The organism is Leclercia sp. 29361, assembly GCF_011290365.1.
Taxonomy (GTDB): domain Bacteria; phylum Pseudomonadota; class Gammaproteobacteria; order Enterobacterales; family Enterobacteriaceae; genus Enterobacter; species Enterobacter tamurae.
In genome coordinates this window covers 1,825,865-1,847,286 of record NZ_CP049786.1, presented here as the reverse complement: position 1 = coordinate 1,847,286, position 21,422 = coordinate 1,825,865, and the positions used below count along the sequence as shown (strand labels likewise).

The 21,422-nt window shown below is 57.4% G+C and carries 26 protein-coding genes; 12 read left to right on the top strand and 14 right to left on the bottom strand.

The genetic code is table 11. The annotated features are described in order from the left end of the window. Nucleotides 1-4 precede the first annotated feature (4 nt). The 10 genes from flgK to flgB form a co-directional block, all read right to left on the bottom strand. A complete protein-coding gene (gene flgK / locus G7090_RS08725) occupies nt 5-1,651 on the bottom strand; it encodes a flagellar hook-associated protein FlgK (RefSeq protein ID WP_166182141.1) in 1,647 nt (548 codons plus the stop codon). A 75-nt stretch (nt 1,652-1,726) separates the two neighbouring features. After that, nucleotides 1,727-2,680, bottom strand: coding sequence for a flagellar assembly peptidoglycan hydrolase FlgJ (flgJ, locus tag G7090_RS08720; RefSeq protein ID WP_166182140.1), 954 nt, complete (start codon nt 2,678-2,680; stop codon nt 1,727-1,729). After that, entirely contained in the window at nt 2,680-3,777 is a 1,098-nt protein-coding gene (locus G7090_RS08715; protein WP_166182139.1) for a flagellar basal body P-ring protein FlgI, read from the bottom strand. The genes flgJ and G7090_RS08715 overlap by 1 nt, the downstream gene beginning before the upstream one ends. Nucleotides 3,778-3,789: 12 nt before the next feature. After that, nucleotides 3,790-4,488: a flagellar basal body L-ring protein FlgH gene (flgH, locus tag G7090_RS08710; protein ID WP_166182138.1), complete on the bottom strand. Its 699-nt coding sequence runs from the start codon at nt 4,486-4,488 to the stop codon at nt 3,790-3,792. 57 nt (nt 4,489-4,545) lie between these two features. Next, the gene (flgG, locus tag G7090_RS08705) at nt 4,546-5,328 is read right to left on the bottom strand and encodes a flagellar basal-body rod protein FlgG (RefSeq protein ID WP_032617536.1); all 783 of its coding nucleotides are present in this window, start codon (nt 5,326-5,328) and stop codon (nt 4,546-4,548) included. Nucleotides 5,329-5,339: 11 nt separating this feature from the next. Continuing rightward, complete coding sequence (locus tag G7090_RS08700; RefSeq protein WP_106992722.1) at nt 5,340-6,095, bottom strand: flagellar basal body rod protein FlgF; 756 nt, start codon at nt 6,093-6,095, stop codon at nt 5,340-5,342. Between the two features lie 20 nt (nt 6,096-6,115). After that, nucleotides 6,116-7,378, bottom strand: coding sequence for a flagellar hook protein FlgE (flgE, locus tag G7090_RS08695; RefSeq protein WP_166182137.1), 1,263 nt, complete (start codon nt 7,376-7,378; stop codon nt 6,116-6,118). A gap of 26 nt (nt 7,379-7,404) precedes the next feature. Then, complete coding sequence (gene flgD, locus G7090_RS08690) at nt 7,405-8,109, bottom strand: flagellar hook assembly protein FlgD (RefSeq protein ID WP_106992720.1); 705 nt, start codon at nt 8,107-8,109, stop codon at nt 7,405-7,407. A gap of 11 nt (nt 8,110-8,120) precedes the next feature. Then, entirely contained in the window at nt 8,121-8,525 is a 405-nt protein-coding gene (gene flgC / locus G7090_RS08685) for a flagellar basal body rod protein FlgC (RefSeq protein WP_106992719.1), read from the bottom strand. Nucleotides 8,526-8,527: 2 nt separating this feature from the next. Further along, a complete protein-coding gene (flgB, locus tag G7090_RS08680; protein ID WP_032617531.1) occupies nt 8,528-8,944 on the bottom strand; it encodes a flagellar basal body rod protein FlgB in 417 nt (138 codons plus the stop codon). Nucleotides 8,945-9,105: 161 nt separating this feature from the next. Here flgB and flgA point away from each other — a divergent pair, with 161 nt between their 5' ends. From flgA to flgN, 3 genes are all read left to right on the top strand, one after another. Then, nucleotides 9,106-9,762 (top strand): flagellar basal body P-ring formation chaperone FlgA, encoded by a 657-nt coding sequence (flgA, locus tag G7090_RS08675; RefSeq protein WP_166182136.1) that lies wholly within the window; start codon nt 9,106-9,108, stop codon nt 9,760-9,762. 93 nt (nt 9,763-9,855) lie between these two features. Further along, entirely contained in the window at nt 9,856-10,143 is a 288-nt protein-coding gene (gene flgM, locus G7090_RS08670) for a flagellar biosynthesis anti-sigma factor FlgM (RefSeq protein ID WP_166182135.1), read from the top strand. Between the two features lie 7 nt (nt 10,144-10,150). After that, the gene (gene flgN / locus G7090_RS08665; RefSeq protein ID WP_106992716.1) at nt 10,151-10,573 is read left to right on the top strand and encodes a flagella biosynthesis chaperone FlgN; all 423 of its coding nucleotides are present in this window, start codon (nt 10,151-10,153) and stop codon (nt 10,571-10,573) included. A 58-nt stretch (nt 10,574-10,631) separates the two neighbouring features. On the opposite strand, the gene murJ is transcribed toward flgN, so the two are convergent. From murJ to rimJ, 4 genes are all read right to left on the bottom strand, one after another. Beyond that, the gene (gene murJ / locus G7090_RS08660) at nt 10,632-12,167 is read right to left on the bottom strand and encodes a murein biosynthesis integral membrane protein MurJ (RefSeq protein WP_106992715.1); all 1,536 of its coding nucleotides are present in this window, start codon (nt 12,165-12,167) and stop codon (nt 10,632-10,634) included. 152 nt (nt 12,168-12,319) lie between these two features. Further along, entirely contained in the window at nt 12,320-13,243 is a 924-nt protein-coding gene (locus G7090_RS08655) for a Gfo/Idh/MocA family protein (RefSeq protein WP_166182134.1), read from the bottom strand. A gap of 2 nt (nt 13,244-13,245) precedes the next feature. Beyond that, the gene (locus tag G7090_RS08650) at nt 13,246-13,896 is read right to left on the bottom strand and encodes a YceH family protein (protein ID WP_166182133.1); all 651 of its coding nucleotides are present in this window, start codon (nt 13,894-13,896) and stop codon (nt 13,246-13,248) included. Nucleotides 13,897-13,905: 9 nt separating this feature from the next. After that, a complete protein-coding gene (gene rimJ, locus G7090_RS08645) occupies nt 13,906-14,490 on the bottom strand; it encodes a ribosomal protein S5-alanine N-acetyltransferase (RefSeq protein WP_106992712.1) in 585 nt (194 codons plus the stop codon). Between the two features lie 234 nt (nt 14,491-14,724). Here rimJ and mdtH point away from each other — a divergent pair, with 234 nt between their 5' ends. The 9 genes from mdtH to G7090_RS08600 all read left to right on the top strand — a co-directional run bounded on the left by mdtH (nt 14,725) and on the right by G7090_RS08600 (nt 21,404). Next, nucleotides 14,725-15,933 carry a multidrug efflux MFS transporter MdtH gene (gene mdtH, locus G7090_RS08640; protein WP_166182132.1) on the top strand — a complete coding sequence of 403 codons (1,209 nt, stop codon included), beginning with the start codon at nt 14,725-14,727 and terminating at the stop codon, nt 15,931-15,933. 97 nt (nt 15,934-16,030) lie between these two features. Continuing rightward, nucleotides 16,031-16,591 carry a lipoprotein gene (locus G7090_RS08635; RefSeq protein WP_166182131.1) on the top strand — a complete coding sequence of 187 codons (561 nt, stop codon included), beginning with the start codon at nt 16,031-16,033 and terminating at the stop codon, nt 16,589-16,591. A 110-nt stretch (nt 16,592-16,701) separates the two neighbouring features. Next, nucleotides 16,702-17,748, top strand: a complete 1,047-nt coding sequence (pyrC, locus tag G7090_RS08630) for a dihydroorotase (protein ID WP_166182130.1) — start codon at nt 16,702-16,704, stop codon at nt 17,746-17,748. A gap of 74 nt (nt 17,749-17,822) precedes the next feature. Continuing rightward, nucleotides 17,823-18,068 (top strand): DNA damage-inducible protein I, encoded by a 246-nt coding sequence (gene dinI / locus G7090_RS08625; protein WP_166182129.1) that lies wholly within the window; start codon nt 17,823-17,825, stop codon nt 18,066-18,068. A gap of 270 nt (nt 18,069-18,338) precedes the next feature. Continuing rightward, the gene (gene bssS / locus G7090_RS08620; RefSeq protein WP_106992707.1) at nt 18,339-18,593 is read left to right on the top strand and encodes a biofilm formation regulator BssS; all 255 of its coding nucleotides are present in this window, start codon (nt 18,339-18,341) and stop codon (nt 18,591-18,593) included. Nucleotides 18,594-18,710: 117 nt separating this feature from the next. Continuing rightward, nucleotides 18,711-19,829: an N-methyl-L-tryptophan oxidase gene (gene solA / locus G7090_RS08615; protein WP_166182128.1), complete on the top strand. Its 1,119-nt coding sequence runs from the start codon at nt 18,711-18,713 to the stop codon at nt 19,827-19,829. A gap of 56 nt (nt 19,830-19,885) precedes the next feature. Then, the gene (locus tag G7090_RS08610) at nt 19,886-19,999 is read left to right on the top strand and encodes a YceO family protein (protein WP_106992824.1); all 114 of its coding nucleotides are present in this window, start codon (nt 19,886-19,888) and stop codon (nt 19,997-19,999) included. A gap of 261 nt (nt 20,000-20,260) precedes the next feature. Continuing rightward, a complete protein-coding gene (locus G7090_RS08605; RefSeq protein ID WP_166182127.1) occupies nt 20,261-20,827 on the top strand; it encodes a cytochrome b in 567 nt (188 codons plus the stop codon). Nucleotide 20,828: 1 nt separating this feature from the next. After that, entirely contained in the window at nt 20,829-21,404 is a 576-nt protein-coding gene (locus G7090_RS08600) for a YceI family protein (protein ID WP_106992705.1), read from the top strand. Nucleotides 21,405-21,422: the final 18 nt, after the last annotated feature.

The following is a 21,422-nucleotide window of genomic DNA, read 5'->3' as shown; positions in this document are numbered from 1 at the left end:
GGCCTTAGCGAATATTAATTAACGCGTCGAAGAGCGTGCTGGCGGTTTGCAGCACCTGGGCATTGGCCAGATAGTACTGCTGGAAACGCTGCAGGTTGCCGTACTCTTCATCGAGGTTAACCCCGGAGATCGACTGCTGCTGGTTGCTCAGCTGCGTCGTCACGTTTGCCTGAGTGGTACTGCTGGTTTTCAGCGTCGCGGTTTTGCTGCCGACGGTACTCACCAGAGAGGCGTAGGCATCGTTAAAGGTTTTGTTGCCGCCAACCTCTTTGCTCTTCTGCAGATCCAGCAGCGCCTGACCGTTACGGTTATCACTTTCACCACCGGTTGGGTCAGAGGCCAGCGCCAGTTTTGACTCATCGCTGATCGCCAGATCCATATTGACGATGGCATTGGCGACAGGCTTCACGATAAAGCTGTCTTTATTGTTTGCCGCGCCCGATACGTTAACCGTCAGGCCATCGAAGGATAGGTTGCCGTTACCGTCATTGGTGGCATTGACCGTGGTTTTATCAGACAGACGGGTGATTTTCCAGCTGGAGCCATCAAACTCCATCTTGTAGTCGGTGGCCTGCACCTTAGCGCTTTCTGCAGGGTTTACCGTCGCGGTGACGGCGGCCGAACCGCTATTTTTGCTGTTGCCCAGCACCGCTGGCGCACCGATATCAAATAATTTACCGCCAGCATCACCTTCTGTGTCAAAGCCCTTTGCGTGCTGGGTGTTCATCGCGTTAGCGAAGGAGAGCGCCAGCTGGTTAAGGGTGTTGCGCGCAGTGTCGAGCTCTTCGGTACGGAAGGTTAACATCCCGCCCAGTGAGCCATTGGTCAGCAGTTTTTCCGGGATCTCCACCGGGCCCGAGGTGCCGTCGACAAACGCCACCGTGGTACGGGACGGATCGGCGCTGGACTTCACGGCCGCCAGCTGGTTGGAGGTGCTGCCCTGGACCAGGTTATAGCCATTGCCAAAGGAGACGTTATAGGTGCCGCCATCCTGGACCGCGACTTCAACGCCCACAATCTGGTTCAGCTCGCTCACCAGCTGGTCACGCTGATCGAGCAGGTTGTTCGGGGAAGCCCCGGCACCTACGCCGGTCAGACGGGAGATCTGATCGTTCAGGTTAGCAATCTGTTTGGCGTAGTTGTTGATCTGCTCAACGCTGGTGCCGATCGCGATATTGATCTGCTTATCCTGATCGCGCAGGTACTGATCGTTGACCTTGAACTGGTTCACCAGGCCAGCGGCCTTGCCCAGCACCGTCTGGCGCGCCGCCGGATCTTCGGCGTTGCTGACCAGGGTCTGCAGGCTGCCGAAGAAGTCCTGCAGGGTGGTCGCCAGGCTGTTGGTGCTACCGGACAGTACATCGTCAATTTTAGACATCTGCTGGTAGCGGGTGGTCAGGGCACTGCTCTGGTTCTGCGCGGCGCGCAGCTGGTTGGTAATGAATGAGTCATATTCGCGCTGTACCCCGGAGACATACACGCCGTTGCCAACCCAACCGCCGCCTGTCAGGGTGCTGTTTGAGGCGCTCAGCACCGTGGTCTGACGGGTATAACCCGCCACGTTGTAGCTTGAAATGTTATTACTGGCGGTATTCAGCGCAGCCTGTGCCGCGCTGAGGCCACTCATGGCGCTGTTGATCAAACTGGACATGGGGGTTCCTTTTATACTTTCAGACACGAGTCCTGCTGGAGATTATCGGCAGCCCCCAGCCGGACTTGAGAACTTTCAGAACAGATTTTCGATATCGTTGCTGTAGGCTTTGCTGACTTTCTCACCCATCGCTTTTAACTGCTGGATCATGCTGGTCAGCTTGCGGGCGTACTGCGGATCGGTGGCGTAGCCCGCGTTCTGCAACGCCTGCGCGCCCTGCTCTGCCGTTGCGGCCTGGGTCACTGCCGCATAGCGTGGGTTACGGCTCAGCACCCCGACATAGTCTGAAAGCGCCTCCAGATACGAGCTGTAGACGCGGAACTTCGCTTTAATTTTCTTCGCTTCACCGTTTTCATATTCGGTGGTGGTGATCTCGGTGGTTGGCCCTTTCCAGCTTCCCGTGGCCTTCACGCCAAAGATGTTGAAGCTTGGCTCGCCGTTCTCACGCCTGATCTGCCGTTGCCCCCAGCCGGATTCCAGCGCCGCCTGGGCCAGAATCAGGTGATGCGGCACCCCGCTCTGCTGGCTGGCGAGACGCGCCGGCAGCGAGAGCTGGGCCAGGAAGTCTTTGCTGTCCCCGGTGAGCGGTTCGTCGTTACTTTCTGGCGCTTTCGGCACGGCTTTGCGCACCATCTGCGTCAGGGCCTGGTTTTGATAGCTGGTCACCTTTTCCAGATCGAACTTCATCGGCACCTGCTGCGGGGCCTCTTCCGGCGGCACGCCCTGGGCGGCCGCCATCTGCTTGACGATCACATCCGCCAGCCCGAGTCCTTTACCGGAGGTCATCTGCTGCGCAATCTGCTGGTCATACATGCTGGTGTACAGACGGGTTGAATCGCTGCTGAAGATGCCGTCTTTCGGCAGCGCCTCACGCATGCTTTTCAGCATCATCTGGACAAACATCCCTTCCACCTGGCGGGCCACCGGGCGGATATTACCCGCCGGATCTTTGCCCGCTTTGGCTTTCAGGTCGTTGAGCGACTGGGTATCCCAGGCCGCGCTGCTCAGCAGTTTGCTATCGGTCAGCATCAGATAATTTCCACTTTGGCGCGCAGGCAGCCTGCACTCTGCATGGATTGCAGAATCGACATCAGATCGATTGGGGTTGCGCCCAGCACATTCAGCGCACGCACCACGTTGTTCAGGTTAGCGCTGGAGCGCACGCTCTGCAGTGAGCCACCACTCTGACGCATATCAATCTGGGTCTGCGGCGTGACTACGGTTTCACCGCCGCCAAACGGCGTATCCGGCTGGCTGACGTTAGCCGAGCGGTTAACGGTGACCGAAAGGTTGCCCTGCGCCACGGCACAGTTGTCCAGGGTCACTTCACGGTTCATCACCACCGAGCCGGTACGGGAGTTGATGATCACTTTGGCATCCTGCGGCGTAACGTTGACTTCCATGTTCTGGATGTCCGCCAGCAGGCGCACCTGGTTGCTGCCGCCGCTGGAGACGCGGATCTGCACGGTGCGGGCATCCAGCGCCGTGGCGCTGCCATAGCCGCGACCGCGGTTAATGGTGTCCGCGATCTGCTGCGCCATGGTGAAATCGTCGTCGTTCAGCTGCAGGTTGATGGTGTTCCCGGCCCCGAACTGGGTCGGCAGTTCACGCTCAATGATCGCCCCGTTGGTAATACGGCCACCGTTAAGCTGGTTAACCTGCACGCTGCTGCCGCCTGCGGACGCACCTGCCCCGCCGACCAGAATATTACCCTGGGCGAGAGCATACACCTGGCTGTCCACCCCTTTCAGCGGGGTCATCAGCAGCGTACCGCCACGCAGGCTTTTCGCGTTACCCATGGAGGAAACCACCACGTCGATGGTCTGCCCCTGGCGGGAAAAGGCCGGGTAGGAGGCGGTGACCATAACGGCCGCCACGTTTTTCAGCTGCATGTTGGTCCCGGCCGGCACCGTGATGCCGAGCTGGGAAAGCATGTTGTTCAGACTCTGGGTGGTGAACGGGGTCTGGGTCGTCTGGTCACCCGTACCGTCCAGCCCGACCACCAGGCCGTAACCGATCAGTGAGTTTTCCCGCACGCCCTGGACGCTTGTGAGATCGCGGATACGGTCGGCGTGGACAACGGTTGCCACCAGCACCAACAGGATCCCGAAGAGGGATTTAAACATAGGTCACCTCGCTTACATCGGCGATAAATTAAGGAAGAAACGCTGCAACCAGCCCATATTCTGCGCTTCATTGATGTAGCCGTTGCCGACGTACTCAATGCGCGCATCGGCCACCTGAGTGGACGGTACGGTGTTGGAGCCGCTGATGGTGCGAGGGTTAACCACACCGGAGAAGCGAATGAACTCAGTGCCCTGATTGATGGCGATCTGTTTTTCACCCACGACATGTAAATTGCCGTTCGCCAGCACCTGGTCCACGGTCACCGTCAGAGTGCCGCTAAAGGTGTTGCTGGCATTGGCGCCGCCTTTACCGTTAAAGGAGTTGCCGCCAGAGGTCTCGACATCGGCACGGGCATTACCGAAGAGCCCTTCGAGGTAACGCGGCACGGTGTCAAAGCCAAAATTGGTTTTCCCGTCGCGGCTGGCATTCGCTGAAGAGCTCTTGCTGGCGCTGACGTTTTCCTGCAGCTGAATGGTCAGCGTATCGCCGATATTACGTGGGCGACGGTCTTCAAACATCGGCTGATAACCGTAGTTAATCGGCTGCGCTGTCTGGAAAATAGAGCCATTCGCGACCGGCGTCGGGCCAGGAATGGGTTGGGCGGAAGTCGCACCCTGCACCAGAGGTTGAGACGGAACCCAGGCGCAACCGGTCAGGGTAACGGCCAGGAGGGTCACTATCGGATAACGAATCGCCGCGTGTTTTTGCATTGCCTTCATCTTCGAAAACAGGGAGCCGGTGCAGCGCAAACCGCACCGGACTACACCTTAGAGTTGCGTCAGTTTCTGCAGCATCTGGTCGGTCGTCGACACTGCTTTACTGTTAATTTCGTACGCGCGCTGAACCTGGATCATATTCACCAGCTCTTCCGCGACGTTGACGTTTGAGGTTTCCACATACCCCTGATACAGCAGACCTGAACCGTTCAGCCCTGGCGTGCTCTCATTCGGCGCACCGGAGGACTGGGTTTCGATGTACAGGTTCTCACCGATGCTTTCCAGACCGGTGTCGTTCATGAAGGTGGTCAGGTTAAGCTGGCCGACCTGCACCGGAGCGGCCTGACCCTGCTGGGTCACGCTCACGATCCCGTCACGCCCGATGGTGATGCTTAGGGCATTCGCCGGAATGGTGATCGCTGGCTGCACCTGGAAACCGCCCGCCGTAACCAGCTGGCCGTTCTGATCCACCTGGAACGAACCGTCACGGGTGTAAGCCGAAGTTCCGTCCGGCAGCTGCACCTGGAAGAAGCCCTGGCCTTTGATCGCCACGTCTTTGCTGTTGTTGGTCTGGGACAGGTTGCCCTGACTGTGCAGACGTTCGGTCGCGACAGGACGAACACCGGTACCGATCTGCAGACCGGATGGCAGCGTGGTCTGTTCAGACGACTGGGCACCTGGCTGGCGGATGGTCTGGTAAAGCAAATCTTCGAAAACCGCACGCTGACGTTTAAACCCATTGGTGCTCACGTTCGCCAGGTTGTTGGCGATGACATCCATATTGGTTTGCTGTGCGTCGAGGCCGGTTTTCGCGATCCATAAAGAACTGATCATAAGGTGTCCTGTTAACTCATTGACAGCAGCTGGTTGGCGCGACCGGCGTTTTCATCAACGCTGGAGATCACCTTCATCTGCATTTCAAAACGGCGCGCGCTGGCGATCATGTCGGTCATCGCCGCGACCGGCTTAACGTTGCTGCCTTCCAGCACGCCAGACATGACGCGAATGGTCGGGTCAGCCTGTAAGGTGGCGCCACGGGTGGCCTGCGCCGCCTGGGTCAGACGGAACATACCGTCGTCGCCACGCTGCACTTCAAAACCTTCGGCTTTGACCAGCTTCAGGCGGCCAACCGGTGCCACGGTGTTTGGCGGATCGCCAGGGTTCAGGGCCGAGATGGTCCCGTCTGCCGCGATGGTGATCTCCGAGCCTTCCGGCACGGCGATCGGGCCGCCTTCACCGATAACCGGATGTCCCTGGATGGTCAGTTGCCCGACCGCATCCACCTGGATATTCCCGTTACGGGTGTAGCCTTCGCTGCCGTCGGCGGTTTGAACTGCCAGCCAGCCGTCCTGCTGCAGCGCCACGTCGAGCGGGCGAGAGGTATAGTCCATCTGCCCTGGCGTCATGTCGGCGCCCGGCGTCGATGCCGTTACCAGCGTACGCGTCGGCAGGGTAAGGCCTTCCACCGGGACGGCGCGCATGGCATTAAGCTGTGCACGGAAACCCGGCGTCGAGGCGTTCGCCAGGTTACTGGCGGTGACTGCCTGCTGATTGAGCGTCTGACTGGCAGCGCCCATCGCGGTATATATTGCGTGATCCATTAAGCTATCCCGTCAGCCACTTAGCGGAGGTTAACCAGCGTGTTGAGGATCTGATCCTGGGTTTTGATGGTCTGCGCGTTCGACTGATAGTTACGCTGCGCGACGATCATATTGACCAGCTCTTTACTCAGGTCGACGTTGGAGGCTTCCAGCGCGCCGTTGGTCAGGGTACCGAAGTTACCGGAACCGGCGGTGCCCAGCAGCGCCACGCCCGAAGACTGGGTAGCAGACCAGACGTTGTTCCCTTCAGACTGCAGGCCTTCGTTGTTGGCGAAGTTCGCCATCACGATCTGACCCAGCACCTGGCTTTGTTCGTTGGAGTAGTTGCCGACCACGGTACCGTCATCGTTGATCTGATAGCTCACCAGGTCGCCCGGCTTGTAGCCGTTCTGGTTGGTTGCCACGATGTTGTTCGCCCCGGTGTTCTGCTGCATGGAGTTCAGGAAGCTCAGGGAGAAGGTCACCGGCAGCGCGCCGCTCAGTGGCTCGGAGGTCACGTTGATAGAGGCGTTAGCATTTGGGGTAGCGCTCAGGACACCGGCAGCATTGTAGTTATAGACACCTTGCAGATTACCGCTAGGGTCGAAGCTCATCTGCGCAGACTTGGTGATCTTACCGTTGGTGACGCTGCCGTCCTGGGTATAGAGATCCCACTTGTTGTCTGCCGTTTTCACGTAGTAGACATACATGTTGTGGGCATTACCCTGGTCGTCGTAAACGGTGATGGTGCCTTTCTTGTTGAAGCTGTCTGAATCCGGGTTGGCGTTGGTCGCGTCAAACGCGATGCTCGGCACGCTGTCAGTGGAGTTCAGGTTGATCTGCTGCGCCGCGGTGCTGGTGGCTTTGGCGGACATCAGGTCATTAGGAATGGTGATTGGCTGCGGGTTAGCACCGGTCTGCACCGTCGGCGGGCTACCTGCTGCCGGGAAGCCGGTCAGCTGCAGGCCCTGCATGTTCACCAGGTTGCGGTTTTCGTCCAGGCTGAACTGGCCGTTACGGCTGTAATAGACCGAACCGTTGCTGTCGAGCATACGGAAGAAACCGTTCTGGCTGATGGCCACATCCAGGCCGCGGCCGGTGTTGGTGGTGGTACCGTCTGAAAAGTCCTGGGTGATCCCGGCGACTTTTACGCCCAGACCGACTTTGGAACCGGCGAACATATCCGCAAATGACGCGCTACCGGACTTAAAGCCGTAGGTCGCGGAGTTGGCAATGTTGTTACCAATGACGTCGAGGTTAGTGGCTGCAGCATTCAGGCCGCTGACCGCTTGTGAAAAGGCCATGAGTTACTCCTGGTAAATGTTAGGGCTTAAATAATCTGCCGAACTTCGTCGAGCGTGGTGGTACCGTAAGTCCCGAGATCCAGCGTGTTACCGCCGCCGCTGCGAATCACACCCTGCACCAGTGCAAACTGCAGTGGCTGTGCCACCAGCTGCGTGCTGCCGCTGCTGGCGGAAATCGCGACGTTGTAAGAGCCGTTTGGCGCCGTGCTGCCATCGGTTACCGTCCCGTCCCAGGTAAAGGTATGGACGCCCGCTTTCAGCTCGCCAATGTCAATGGTGCGTACCACGGCACCGGTCTTATCGGTGATGGTGGCGGTCACTTTGTCCGCGCTCTGCTGCAACTCAACACCAAACGGGGTGGTTGAGGTGGTGGTCGAGCCTTCGGCACCGCTGGTGCCTGCCAGAACGGTAGAGCCCGGGATCATCACGCCATGGCCAATCAGCGTGCTGGCCTGCATCGACTGGCTGTTGTCGATCTGCCCGGAAATAGAGCCCAGCGTGGTGTTAAGTTTCTCGATGCCGCTCACCGTACTGATCTGCGCAAGCTGCGTGGTCAGTTCGTTGTTCTGCATCGGGTTAGTCGGGTCCTGGTTTTTCAGCTGTGCCACCAGCAGGGTCAGAAAGCTGCCCTGCAGATCGGAGGCATTGCTGCCGGTGAGGGAGCTGTTGCCGGTGGTGCCGCTGACGCCAGTGGTAGCCGTCCTGTCATTTACATTGACTGCAATGGACATTGATCTCTCCTTTACTGGCCCAGGGTGAGCGTTTTAAGCATCATGCTCTTCACGGTATTCAGGACTTCTACGTTGGCCTGGTAGCTGCGGGAGGCCGACATGGTGTTGACCATCTCGCCAACCACATCCACGTTCGGCATTTTGACGTAGCCGCTGGCGTCGGCCAGCGGGTTGCCTGGCTCGTACACCAGTTTGTCCGGCGCCTGGCTCTCGATCACGTTGGCCACTTTTACCCCGCCGGTTTGCGCACCCGGCGCAGCATCCACCTGGAATACCACCTGCTTGGCGCGGTAGGGTTGACCGTCCGGGCCCGTTACGCTGTCGGCGTTCGCCATGTTACTGGCGGCAACGTTCAGACGCTGGGATTGCGCGGTCAGCGCGGAACCCGCGATATCAAAGATATTGAGTAAGGCCATTATTAGTTGCCTCCCTGCAGAACACTCATCATGCCTTTAATCTGCCCGCCGAGAACGGTCAGCCCCATCTGGTACTTGAGGCTGTTATCGGCGAACTGCGTACGCTCCCGGTCCATATCGACGGTATTACCGTCCAGGGATGGCTGATCCGGGATGCGATAAAGTAAATCGGTATTCGGGGTAGTGACGGTCTCTGCGGGAATATGACGTGCAGAGGTCAGCGCAAGGGCAACACCGCTGTTCTCGGCCCGGCCACGCTCCATCACTTTCTTTAATTCACTGGAAAAATCGATATCACGCGCCTGAAACCCGGGGGTATCGGCGTTGGCGATATTGGCGGCCAGAATCTCCTGACGCTGGGCACGCAAGTTGAGCGCTTCTTGCTGAAAACGTAGCGCGGCGTCGAGTTTATCGAGCATGTCTCCTCCGCTGATGGCAAAATTTCAGTGGATAGCTTAAATCTCAACCCGTCTCCGTCATCGACGGAATAAGCGCAAAATGCGTCGCTATTTATTGCGTTGATGCCCACCCGCTACAGGTAGAATCCTGCTCATTCTGTAATCCGACGGTAACGGGCGATATGACATTCAAACGTGGAGTGACCGCAACCCTGCTCCTCTGGAGCTCCCTCTCTCAGGCGCAGGATCTGAATGGTCAGCTGACGGCGTTTTTTGCCCAGCGACTGGCAGGATTCAGCGATGAGGTGTCGGTTCAGGTCCGCACGCCAGCCAGCATGCTCCCAACCTGCGAAACGCCTCAGTTCAGCGTCCCTGGCAACACCCGGCAGTGGGGCAACGTGAGCGTGACGGCACGCTGTGACAATGAAAAACGGTTTATACAGGTTGCAGTTCAGGCGACGGGCGATTATGTTGTCGCGTCCCAAAACATCCCCCGGGGTGGGGCGTTGCAGCCGGGTAGCGTGACGCTGAAACGCGGCAGACTGGATCAGCTTCCGCCGCGCACGATTCTGGATATCAACCAGGTGCAGAACGCCGTAAGCTTGCGCGATCTAGTGCCCGGGCAACCTCTGCAACTGTCGATGCTGCGCCAGTCATGGCGGATCAAAGCCGGACAGCGGGTGATGGTGATCGCCACTGGCGAGGGCTTTAGCGTTAACAGCCAGGGTCAGGCCCTGAACAATGCGGCCGTTGCGCAAAACGCCCGCGTCAGGATGACCTCAGGCCAGGTTGTGAGCGGTACCGTCGATTCTGATGGGAATATTCTGATTAACCTATAATCTTTTTAAAGATTATGCGGCGACTGCCGATAAATCATTAACAAATGATAATGTCAGGCGCTTACGCCGCCAACCCTCGATGAGGACACCACAATGAGCATTGATCGTACATCGCCCCTGAAGCCGGTTAGCACTGTACAGCCTCGCGAAATGAATGAGACTGCAACGCCAAAAACGCGCCTGCAAAAATCAGCAGCGGCCGACAGCACCAGCGTTACGCTGAGCGATGCCCAGGCGAAACTGATGCAGCCGGGCAGCAACGATATCAACATGGAACGTGTTGAAGCGCTGAAAACCGCGATCCGTAACGGTGAGCTGAAAATGGATACCAGTAAAATCGCTGACGCGCTGATCCAGGATGCGCAAAGTTTCTTAGAGTAATCGCCGTATGAGTCGTCTGACGGAAATAATGGATCACATGACGGTCGTCCTGAACGACCTGAAAACGGTAATGGACGCCGAGCAACAGCAGCTCTCTGCCGGGAATGTGAACGGCAGCGCGCTGCAGCGCATTACCGAAGATAAAAGCTCCCTGCTGGCCACGCTGGATTATCTGGAGCAGCAGCGGCGCACCGAGCAGTCCGCGCGCCAGAGTGCCAATGATGATGTCGCCGAACGCTGGCAAACGATTACTGAAAAAACTCAGCATCTGCGCGACCTCAATCAGCACAACGGCTGGCTTCTTGAAGGGCAAATCACCCGCAACCAGCAGGCGCTGGAGGTGCTGAAGCCGCATCAGGAGCCGGCACTGTATGGCGCCAATGGCCAGACATCCAGCTCACGCAGCGGCGGGAAGAAGTTTTCGATCTGATTGTCCGGATGAGACAGACAGAGAACGGGGAGCACCGACAGGCGCTCCCCTTTTTGCGTTACGCCGTACGGCGGGCGAACTCTTTCACTTTGAAGCCCAGAACCGCGAGAGTCGCGAAGTACGCCACAACCCCCACCACCACTACGGCCATCAGGCGCAGCAGACGATAAGGCATGGTGCCCAGCGCCCAGTCCGGCATCACGTAAAGCATGCCCACCAGCGCCGCAGCCATTACCAGCACCGCAATCACCAGCCGTAAGAGGAAGCTCGCCCAGCCCGGCTGCGGGGTGAAAATCTGCTGCTTTCTCAACTGCCAGTAGAGCAGCCCGGCATTCAGACAGGCCGCCAGACCGATGGACAGGGACAGACCGGCATGCTTCAGCGGGCCGATAAAGGCCAGGTTCATCACCTGGGTCATGATCAGGGTCACGATGGCGATCTTCACCGGAGTCTTGATGTCCTGACGCGAGTAGAAGCCCGGAGCCAGCACTTTCACCACAATCAACCCCATCAGGCCGACAGAGTAAGCCACCAGCGCCCGCTGGGTCATCAGCGCATCGAAGGCGCTAAATTTACCATACTGGAACAGGGATACCACCAGCGGTTTGGCGAGGATCCCCAGCGCCACCGCGCTCGGCAGCGCCAGCAGGAAGCAGAGGCGTAACCCCCAGTCCATCAGACGGCAGTACTCATCCTGGTTGCCGCTGGCAAAACTGCGGGAGAGTGACGGCAGCAGGATCGTACCCAGCGCTACCCCCAGCACCCCGGACGGAAACTCCATCAGGCGGTCGGCGTAGTACATCCAGGAGACGGAACCGGAGACCAGGAACGAGGCGAAGATGGTGTTGATGATCAGCGAAATCTGGCTCACCGAGACGCCAAGAATGGCCGGCCCCATCTGCTTCACCACCCGCATCGCCCCGGCATCGCGCAGGTTAATGCGCGGCAGCACCAGCATGCCGATCTTCTTCAGGTGCGGCAGCTGATACGCCAGCTGCAGTACCCCGCCCACCGTCACCGCCCAGGCCAGGGCCAGCACCGGCGGATGGAAGTGCGGCGCGGCAAACAGCGCAAAGCCGATCATGCTGACGTTGAGGAACGTTGGCGCAAATGCCGGGACCGAGAAGCGGTTCCAGGTGTTCAGGATCGCCCCCGCCAGCGACGCCAGCGAGATCAGCAGAATATAGGGGAAGGTAATGCGCAGCAGCTGCGAGGTCAAGGCAAATTTATCGGCGGTATCGGCAAAGCCGGGCGCGGTGACCATGATCACCCAGGGCGCCGCCAGCATGCCGATCACCGTGACGATCGCCAGGGCGAGGGTCAGCAATCCCGAGACGTAGGAGACAAACACCTTCGTCGCGTCTTCCCCCTGCTTGCTTTTGTATTCCGCCAGAATGGGGACAAAAGCCTGGGAGAACGCGCCTTCGGCAAAGATACGGCGCAGCAGGTTAGGCAGTTTAAACGCAACAAAAAAGGCGTCAGTCGCCATCCCTGCGCCAAAGACCCTTGCCACAATGGCGTCGCGCGCAAAACCCAGCACGCGCGAAAACATGGTCATCGAGCTGACGGCAGCCAGCGATTTTAATAGGTTCATTAACGTGAATTTCCACTACCAGACGGCAAAACGCCTGCAAAGCAGGCGTGATTCTCGCCGGGTGGCGCTGCGCTTACCCGGCCTACAAGACAATAAACGCGCCTAGTCTACTCGTAAAAACGCGAATTGCTATGGGCAGATGTTACCGCAGGTTATTCGCTCATGGCCTCGCGCCAGAGCTTCTCCACGATGCGCTGGGCCCGGATCGCCTGTTCGCCTGCGGTTTCAGGAACCGTCTGATTTTGCACGCATTCGATGAAGTGACGCGCGCAGCCCGCAAAGCCGCGCTGCTCAAGGGTGCTTTGCCAGCCCGGGATGGCCGGCGTAACGACGCCACTCCCCCGCTCCTCGCGCCACTCACGCATATCGGTAATGTCCAGCAATGCGCCATCCGTCACCGCCTGGATCCACTCCCGCTGGCTGCCCGCCCGGCGGTGCATGGAGGTAGTGATCTGCAGATTACCGGCGCTGAAATGGTGCTCGGCATAGACCATCGCCCCGTTCTCGTTGGTCTGCAGCGTACCGCCGGTAAGCCGGGCATCATTGCCCGCCAGCCACAGGGCGGTATCCACCACGTGCAGATAATCATCCAGCAGGGTAAAGCGCAGATCGTTGGGCCCGATGCTGTCGGCGCGGTGTTTATCCATCCGCAGGGATGCCGCACCGTTCAGCTGGGTTTTCAGCTGCTGATAGAGCGGCGCGAAGCGGCGGTTAAAGCCGACCATCAGGGTGAGCTTCTTCTGGGCAGCGAGGTCAATCAGCCGCTCGGCGTCGGCCAGGTTATCGGCCAGCGGTTTATCGACGCAGACATGCACGCCCGCCTGCAGCAGCTCGCTGACCACCTGATAGTGGGTAACGGTGGAAGTGTGAACAAAGACCACATCACACTCGCGGGCCAGATCCTGTAACGACGTATAATAAGGCATGCGCAGGGACTCGCAGATCCGCAGCGCCTTATCCCGCGACGGCGACCAGGCCCCCTGCAACGTCCAGTCTGTTGCGGCGCTCAGCACCGGCAGCCAGGCTTTCTGGGCGATCCCGCCCAGTCCTACAACGCCTACACGTAATTTTGTCACCGTTAATCTCCCAGATGTGCCAGCAGCGAATCGAGTCGCTGTTTCAATTCTTCGACTTCATTTTCCAGCGCCTCAACGCGGGCCAGTAAGGTCTCATCCGCGACCGGGGCCGCAGCCTCAGCTGTCGTGACGGCGGTATCAACCTCACCGCTGAAGAGGTGCATATAGCGGCTTTCGCGCTTGCCCGGCTCACGGGCCAGACGCAGGACAAAAGGCCCATCTTCCCGGGCGGCAAGGCCCTCGAGCGCCTGCTCCACCTCCTGCATATCCGCGAACTCGTGCATACGCGCGGCCCGGGTGCGTAGCTCGCCCGGGGTCTGCGCCCCGCGCAGCAGCAGGGTGGCGACGAGCGCCACTTCGGCCGGGTTCAGCTTAAGGGCACCAAACTCGGAGTTGCAAAAACGCTGTTCATATTTGGTGACGCGATTGCCAAAGCCGCTGACGGTGCGCAGATAGTGGCGCTTAACCAGCGCATCAAGCTGCTCCTGCACCTCATGCTCGGCGAGGTTCATCACCGGCTCACGGTTGGTCTTCTGATTGCAGGCCAGGGTGACCGCATTCACCGAAAGCGGATACTGTTCCGGGGTGGTGACCTGTTTTTCCAGCAGGCAGCCGATAACGCGCGCTTCTGTGGCGGTTAACTGATATTTCATCTCTGTTCCTTAGCGCCCCGCGCTCCACTCTTTGGTTGTCAGCGCCGTCAGGACATGATCGCGCCATTCGCCGTTAATCAGCAGGTACTCTTTGGCATAGCCCTCTTTTTCGAACCCGAGGCGTGCCAGCAGATCGCCGCTGCGCTGATTGTGCGGCATGTAGTTGGCCATAATGCGGTGCATATGCTGGGTCCGCTGCATATAGCGGATAGCGGTGGTCAAGGCCTCAAACATCAGCCCCTGCCCCTGCCATTTTTGTCCGATGGAGTAGCCCAGGTAGCAGGCGTGAAAAGATCCCCGCACCACGTTAGAAAAGTTGGCGATCCCGACGATCTCTTTCTCTTCCGGATCGAGCAGGGCAAAATAGAACGCCGAGCCCTGCTTGTGGAACTCGGCAATCATGCTCAGCCGGGCCTGCCAGCCGGAAGGATAGCAGTGGCTTTCATCCCGCACGGGTTCCCAGGGTTTTAAAAACTGACGATTCTCAGCGTAGTAGTCCGCCAGACGCCAGGCATCACGCTCGTGCACCAGACGCACCACCAGCCGGTCGGTCGTCAGGCGAACTTTCGGCACATTACTGCGATAGCCAAACATGGATACAACTCCTTCATGTTACAACCTTGACCCGTTAGCTTTACTATACCTGCGCCGTTGCCATTCGGGAAAACAGTGACATAGCATTTTGATGTCTTTTCACATTTTTCGATGAAAAGCCTCAATCAAAGTCCCCTTTTGATAAAAAAATATTGTCGCCTGCGCGGTGGGAAAAACGCCGGCGAAACCGCAGAATATTAGCGCACTCATCATCTTTGTTCCCCTGGAGGGGAAATGTCCCGTATCTCACAGGCCCGGCGTCTGGGCAAATGTTTCCTGCTTGTCGATAACATGCTGGTTGTCCTCGGCTTTTTCGTCGTTTTCCCGCTGATTTCGATTCGCTTTGTCGATCAGATGGGCTGGGCGGCGCTGATGGTCGGTATTGCGCTGGGTCTGCGCCAGTTTGTTCAGCAGGGGCTGGGGGTGTTTGGCGGCGCCATTGCCGACCGCTTCGGGGCCAAACCGATGATCGTCACCGGCATGCTGCTGCGGGCCACGGGATTTGCCACCATGGCTATCGCCCATGAGCCCTGGCTGCTGTGGGTCTCCTGCATTATCTCCGGTCTGGGGGGCACGCTGTTCGACCCGCCGCGCACGGCGTTAGTGGTCAAACTGATCCGGCCTCAGCATCGCGGACGCTTTTTCTCTCTGCTGATGATGCAGGACAGCGCCGGTGCGGTGGTGGGCGCGCTGTTGGGCAGCTGGCTGCTGCAGTATGATTTTCGTCTGGTCTGCGCCACGGGCGCGGTGCTGTTTATCCTCTGCGCAGCCTTCAACGCCTGGCTGTTACCGGCATGGAAACTCTCCACCGTCAAAGCGCCGGTGCGCGAAGGGCTGGGCAGGGTCTGGCACGACAAACGCTTTATCACCTATGTGCTGACCCTGGCGGGCTATTACATGCTGGGCGTGCAGGTAATGCTGATGCTGCCGATCATGGTCAATGATGTGGCGGGTTCCCCGGCGGCGGTGAAGTGGATGTACGCCATTGAAGCCTGTCTCTCCCTCTCCCTGCTCTACCCGATTGCCCGCTGGAGCGAAAAACGCTTCCGCCTTGAGCACCGTCTGATGGCGGGCCTGCTGCTGATGTCCCTGAGCATGCTGCCCATTGGGATGGTGGGCTCCCTGCAGCAGCTGTTTATGCTGATCTGCACCTTCTATATCGGCTCGATTATTGCCGAACCCGCCCGCGAAACCCTGAGCGCCGAGCTGGCCGACCCGCGTGCGCGCGGCAGCTATATGGGCTTCAGCCGTCTCGGGCTGGCGATTGGTGGTGCGCTGGGGTATGCCGGTGGCGGATGGTTGTTTGATGCCGGGAAAGCCTTCAATCAGCCGGAGTTACCGTGGGTCATGCTGGCCTTAATCGGGGTGATCACCTGCTTCGCGCTGGGCTGGCAGTTCAGCCACAAACGTCGCCTGCCCGGCATCCTCGAGCCTGGCGCCTGATCGCACAGATATCAGTTTTTTCTGCTGGTCTGACACACTCTCCCCTGACATACTGGCGCGTCAGGATTGAAGCGCTGACATTATGTCGAGGAAAACCATGAAAAAATTCGTTATTGCCACTGCGTTGATCTTCAGCGGCCTGCTGGTTGGTTGTAATCAGCTCACCCAGTACACCGTCAGTGAGCAGGAGATCAACCAGGCCCTGCAAAAGCGCAATAACTTTGCGAAAGATATCGGCGTTCCGGGCGTGGCCGATGCGCATATCGTCCTGACCAACCTTGCCAGCCAGATTGGCCGCGAAGAGCCGAATAAAGTGATGCTCTCCGGGGATGCCAGCCTGGACATGAACTCGCTGTTCGGCAGCCAGAAAGCCAATATCAAACTGAAATTAAAAGCGCTGCCGGTCTTTAATAAAGATCAGGGCGCCATCTATCTGCAGCAGATGCAGATCACCGACGCGGTGGTGTCGCCGGACAAAATGAAACCGGTCCTGCAAACCCTGATGCCATACCTGAATCAGTCGCTGCAAAACTACTTCAACCAGCAACCGGCCTACATCCTGCGCGAAGATAACAGCAAGGGTGAAGCCCTGGCGAAAAAGTACGCAAAAGGAATCGAAGTGAAACCGGGTGAGATTGTTATCCCCTTCGTCGATTAACCACTGAGGCGCTTCGGCGCCTTTTTTTTGTGGAAAAGAGTGCAAACGAAAACGTTTCCCTCTATTCTTTGTGTCCGGCAAAAATCATCTCACTCAGCCGGAGCCTATCCATGACTGCACCATCCCAGGTTTTGAAAATTCGCCGCCCAGACGACTGGCATATCCATCTTCGCGATGGCGATATGCTCAACACCGTCGTGCCGTATACCAGTGAAATTTATGGCCGCGCGATTGTCATGCCAAACCTGGTGCCGCCCGTCACCACGGTCGACGCGGCGATTGCCTATCGCCAGCGCATTCTTGCTGCCGTGCCTGCCGGACACGATTTTACCCCGCTGATGACCTGTTATCTGACCGACACGCTCGATCCCAACGAGATCGAACGCGGCTTTAACGAAGGGGTCTTCACCGCCGCCAAGCTCTACCCGGCCAACGCCACCACCAACTCCAGCCATGGCGTAACCAGCATTGATGCGATTATGCCGGTGCTGGAGCGCATGGAGAAACTGGGGATGCCGCTGCTGGTGCATGGCGAAGTAACCCATGCCGAGATCGATATTTTCGACCGCGAAGCGCGCTTTATCGACACCGTGATGGAGCCGCTGCGTCAGCGTCTGCCTGGTCTGAAAGTGGTGTTTGAACATATCACCACCAAAGATGCGGCCGAGTACGTGCGCGATGGTAACGAGCTTCTGGCCGCCACCATTACCCCGCAGCACCTGATGTTCAACCGCAACCACATGCTGGTGGGCGGCGTGCGCCCTCACCTCTATTGCCTGCCAATCCTCAAGCGTAATATCCACCAGCAGGCGCTGCGTGAACTGGTTGCCAGCGGCTTTGAGCGTGCCTTCCTCGGCACCGACTCTGCGCCGCACGCCCGTCACCGCAAAGAAGCCAGCTGCGGCTGTGCAGGCTGCTTTAACGCGCCTACCGCGCTGGCCAGCTATGCCCAGGTGTTTGACGAGATGAACGCCCTGCAGCATTTCGAGGCCTTCTGCTCCCTGAACGGCCCTCGCTTCTACGGCTTGCCGGTTAATGAGACCTTCGTTGAACTGGTTCGGGAAGAGAGCAGCGTAGTGGAATCCATAGCCCTGACGGATGACACCCTGATCCCGTTCCTCGCGGGTGAAACCGTACACTGGACGGTAAAACGCTAAAAATTGTTGGCCCCCTGTTGTAAGTTCGACAATATAACTGTATAAATAAACAGTATATTACACAGGGGGCAACTATGCGTATCGAAGTGACCATTGCCAGAACAACTACTTTGCCTGCCGGGGCGCTGGACGCACTGGCGGGTGAATTATCCCGCCGTATAAATGACTCCTTTCCCGAACGCGATGGTGCTGTCACCGTGCGTTATGCCAGTTCAAACAATCTGTCGGTGATCGGCGGCGCCAAAGAAGATAAACAGCGCATCAGCGAAATTTTACAGGAAACCTGGGAGAGCGCTGACGACTGGTTTATTACCGATTAGTTTTATGCCTCATTGTTTTTTTTTGCCGGGTCGCCCCGGCTTTTTTTCGTCTGTTTAACGTAACTGCGAATAATCTGACTGACTCCGTCAAAAATCATCAGCAAGATGATGTTTTAATGTTCAAACAATCCTAAAAGGCACAAATTTGTTGTGCTGCCTGTTTCTTTTTCCCTTCAGAAGCCTTATTTATTGATATACTGAAATTGCTTCAGAAAAACACGCATTGAACCTCACAGTCGTTGTCATTTAACACGTATTCAGGGGGTTATGATGGAAAAGAATAATGAAGTCATCCAGACACATCCACTTGTTGGCTGGGATATCAGCACTGTAGATAGCTACGACGCACTGATGCTGCGTTTGCATTACCAGACCCCGAACCACCCTGACACCGATGAAGCGGAAGTTGGGCAGACGCTATGGTTAACAACCGACGTCGCACGTCAGTTTATTTCTATTTTAGAAGCCGGCATTGCAAAAATAGAATCCAGTGACTACCAGGCAAATGAGTACCAGCGACATTAATGTAATGTCTCAATCTCACCCAAAAAGGCACCTTACGGTGCCTCATTTATTTCGCCCTTGTATAACCGTCCCGTCTTAATTACCCTGCTAAGCAACGAAACGCGTAAAGAGAATCTGATGAAATACGATCTAATTATTATTGGCAGCGGATCTGTCGGTGCAGCGGCAGGTTATTACGCAACCCGGGCCGGTCAAAACGTGCTGATGATTGATGCCCATATGCCGCCCCACACCGAAGGGAGCCACCACGGTGACACCCGTCTGATGCGTCACGCTTATGGGGAGGGTGAGCGCTATGTGCCGCTGGTGTTGCGAGCGCAGGCGCTGTGGGATGAGCTAGCCGACATCAGCGGTGAACCGGTCTTTGAACGCACGGGCGTCGTCAATCTCGGGCCGTCCGGGTCGTCATTCCTGGCAAACGTTGAGCAGAGCGCCCGCCAGTTCAATCTCAACCTTGAGCGCCTGGATGCGGCGGCGGTGATGAAACGCTGGCCTGAAATTCAGGTTCCCGAGGGTTATATCGGTCTGTTTGAGGCTGAGTCCGGGGTCCTGCGCAGCGAGCTGGCGATCAAAACCTGGATTGCGCTGGCGAAAGAAGCCGGCTGCGCGCAGCTGTTTAACTGCCCGGTCACTGCGATTTCCCATCAGGACGACGGCGTCACCGTCGAGACCCCGGAAGGCCCGTACCGCGCAGATCGTCTGCTGGTAAGCGCCGGCACCTGGGTCTCGCGTCTGGTGCCAGACCTGCCGATTCAGCCGGTGCGTAAGGTCTTCTCCTGGTTCCAGGCCGACGGCCGCTACAGCCATCAGAACCACTTCCCGGCCTTTACCGGCGAACTGCCTGATGGGGATCAGTTCTACGGCTTCCCATCGGAGAAAGATGCGCTGAAGATCGGTAAACACAACGGCGGCCAGGTCATCTCTTCTCCGGAAGAGCGCAAGCCGTTTGGGGCTTATCCTGGCGACGGCTCTGAAGCCTTCAAATTCCTGCGCAACGTGCTGCCAGGCATCGGCGGCCTGTTACACGGGGCAGCCTGCACCTATGACAACACGCCGGATGAAGACTTCATCATCGACACCCTGCCGGGCCATGACAATACGCTGCTGATCACCGGTCTGAGCGGCCATGGATTCAAATTCGCCAGCGTGCTGGGGGAGATTGCCGCGCAATTCTCTCAGCAGATCGCCCCGCCGTTTGATCTCACGCCTTTCTCCCTGTCGCGCTTTAGCCGATAATGCTGTCAGGCTTCGGGTTGCCGAAGCCTTTCATTTCTTCCATTACCGGTACCCTCATGCGTCGTATTGTGAATTATGTGGTCAATAATATTCGCGAGCATCTGATGCTCTATATTGTGCTGTGGTCGCTCCTCGCGCTGCTCGATATTCTGTACATTGTATTTTTCTGATGAAAAATATTGACATAAATTGACGATTCTTAAGATAACTATAATTTCAAAATAAATTATTTGAACATCATAAAATCGTCATAACCCGCCTGTCATCAGCGCCGATCACATATCACTAACAATCACATTGACCATTATTGCCAATTGTTATTCAAAATAACTGAAAGAATAAAATTAATAATGAATATCTGTAAATATCATTTGCATTAATGTTTCACCCACGCCATTTTTAGCGCTTGCGAATTAATAACGGTATTCACAATGCAGGTGCGTAATTCCCCCACACGCTATGGCGTTATTTCCATGAGTTTACACTGGCTGATGGCTATTGCGGTGTATGGCATGTTTGGCCTTGGATTATGGATGGTGACACTCAGCTATTACGATGGCTGGTATCACCAGGCACCCGAGCTACACAAAAGCATCGGCTTTATGCTGATGATGGCCCTGGTGGTACGTCTGCTGTGGCGCCATTTCTCCCCGGTGCCTTCGGCGCTGAAAAGCCAGTCGCGTGCCACGCGCCTTATCGCCACTGCGGCGCATATTGCGCTGTATGCGCTGCTGTTCGCCATTCTTATCAGCGGCTATTTAATTTCCACCGCCGACGGCAAGCCGATCAGCGTCTTCGGTCTGTTTGATGTCCCTGCCCTGCTGGCAGATGCCGGGGCGCAGGCCGATCTGGCCGGAACCATTCATCTGTGGCTGGCCTGGGGCGTCGTCATACTTTCTGTCCTGCATGGTCTTGCGGCCTTCAAACACCACTTTATCGACAAAGATGCCACCCTGACACGTATGTTGGGGAAAGCGTCACCTGACTCTGGAGCATAAAATGAAAAAAAGCCTGCTGGGATTAACCTTAGGTTCTCTGCTGTTCACCACCGGCGCCGCGGTGGCAGCCGACTACAAAATTGATAAACAAGGTCAGCACGCCTTTGTGAACTTCCGTATCCAGCATCTGGGCTACAGCTGGCTGTACGGCACCTTCAAGGATTTCGACGGTTCCTTCACTTTCGATGAGAGCAATCCGGCGGCCGATAAAGTCAATGTGACCCTGAATACCAACAGCCTGGATACCAACCACGCCGAGCGTGACAAGCACCTGCGCAGCGCCGATTTCCTCAACGTGGCTAAATTCCCGCAGGCCACCTTCACCTCCACCGAAGTGAAAAAGGATGGTGACGGCCTGGATATTACCGGTAATCTGACGCTGAACGGCGTGACCAAGCCCGTTAAGCTAGATGCAAAACTGATTGGTCAGGGTGATGACCCGTGGGGCGGTAAACGCGCAGGGTTTGAAGCGACAGGCAAAATCCACCTGAAAGACTTTAACATCACCACCGATCTGGGCCCGGCGTCGCAGGACGTGGAGCTGATTATTTCGGTGGAAGGGGTTCAGCAGAAGTAATGCCCTCGCCCGGTCAGC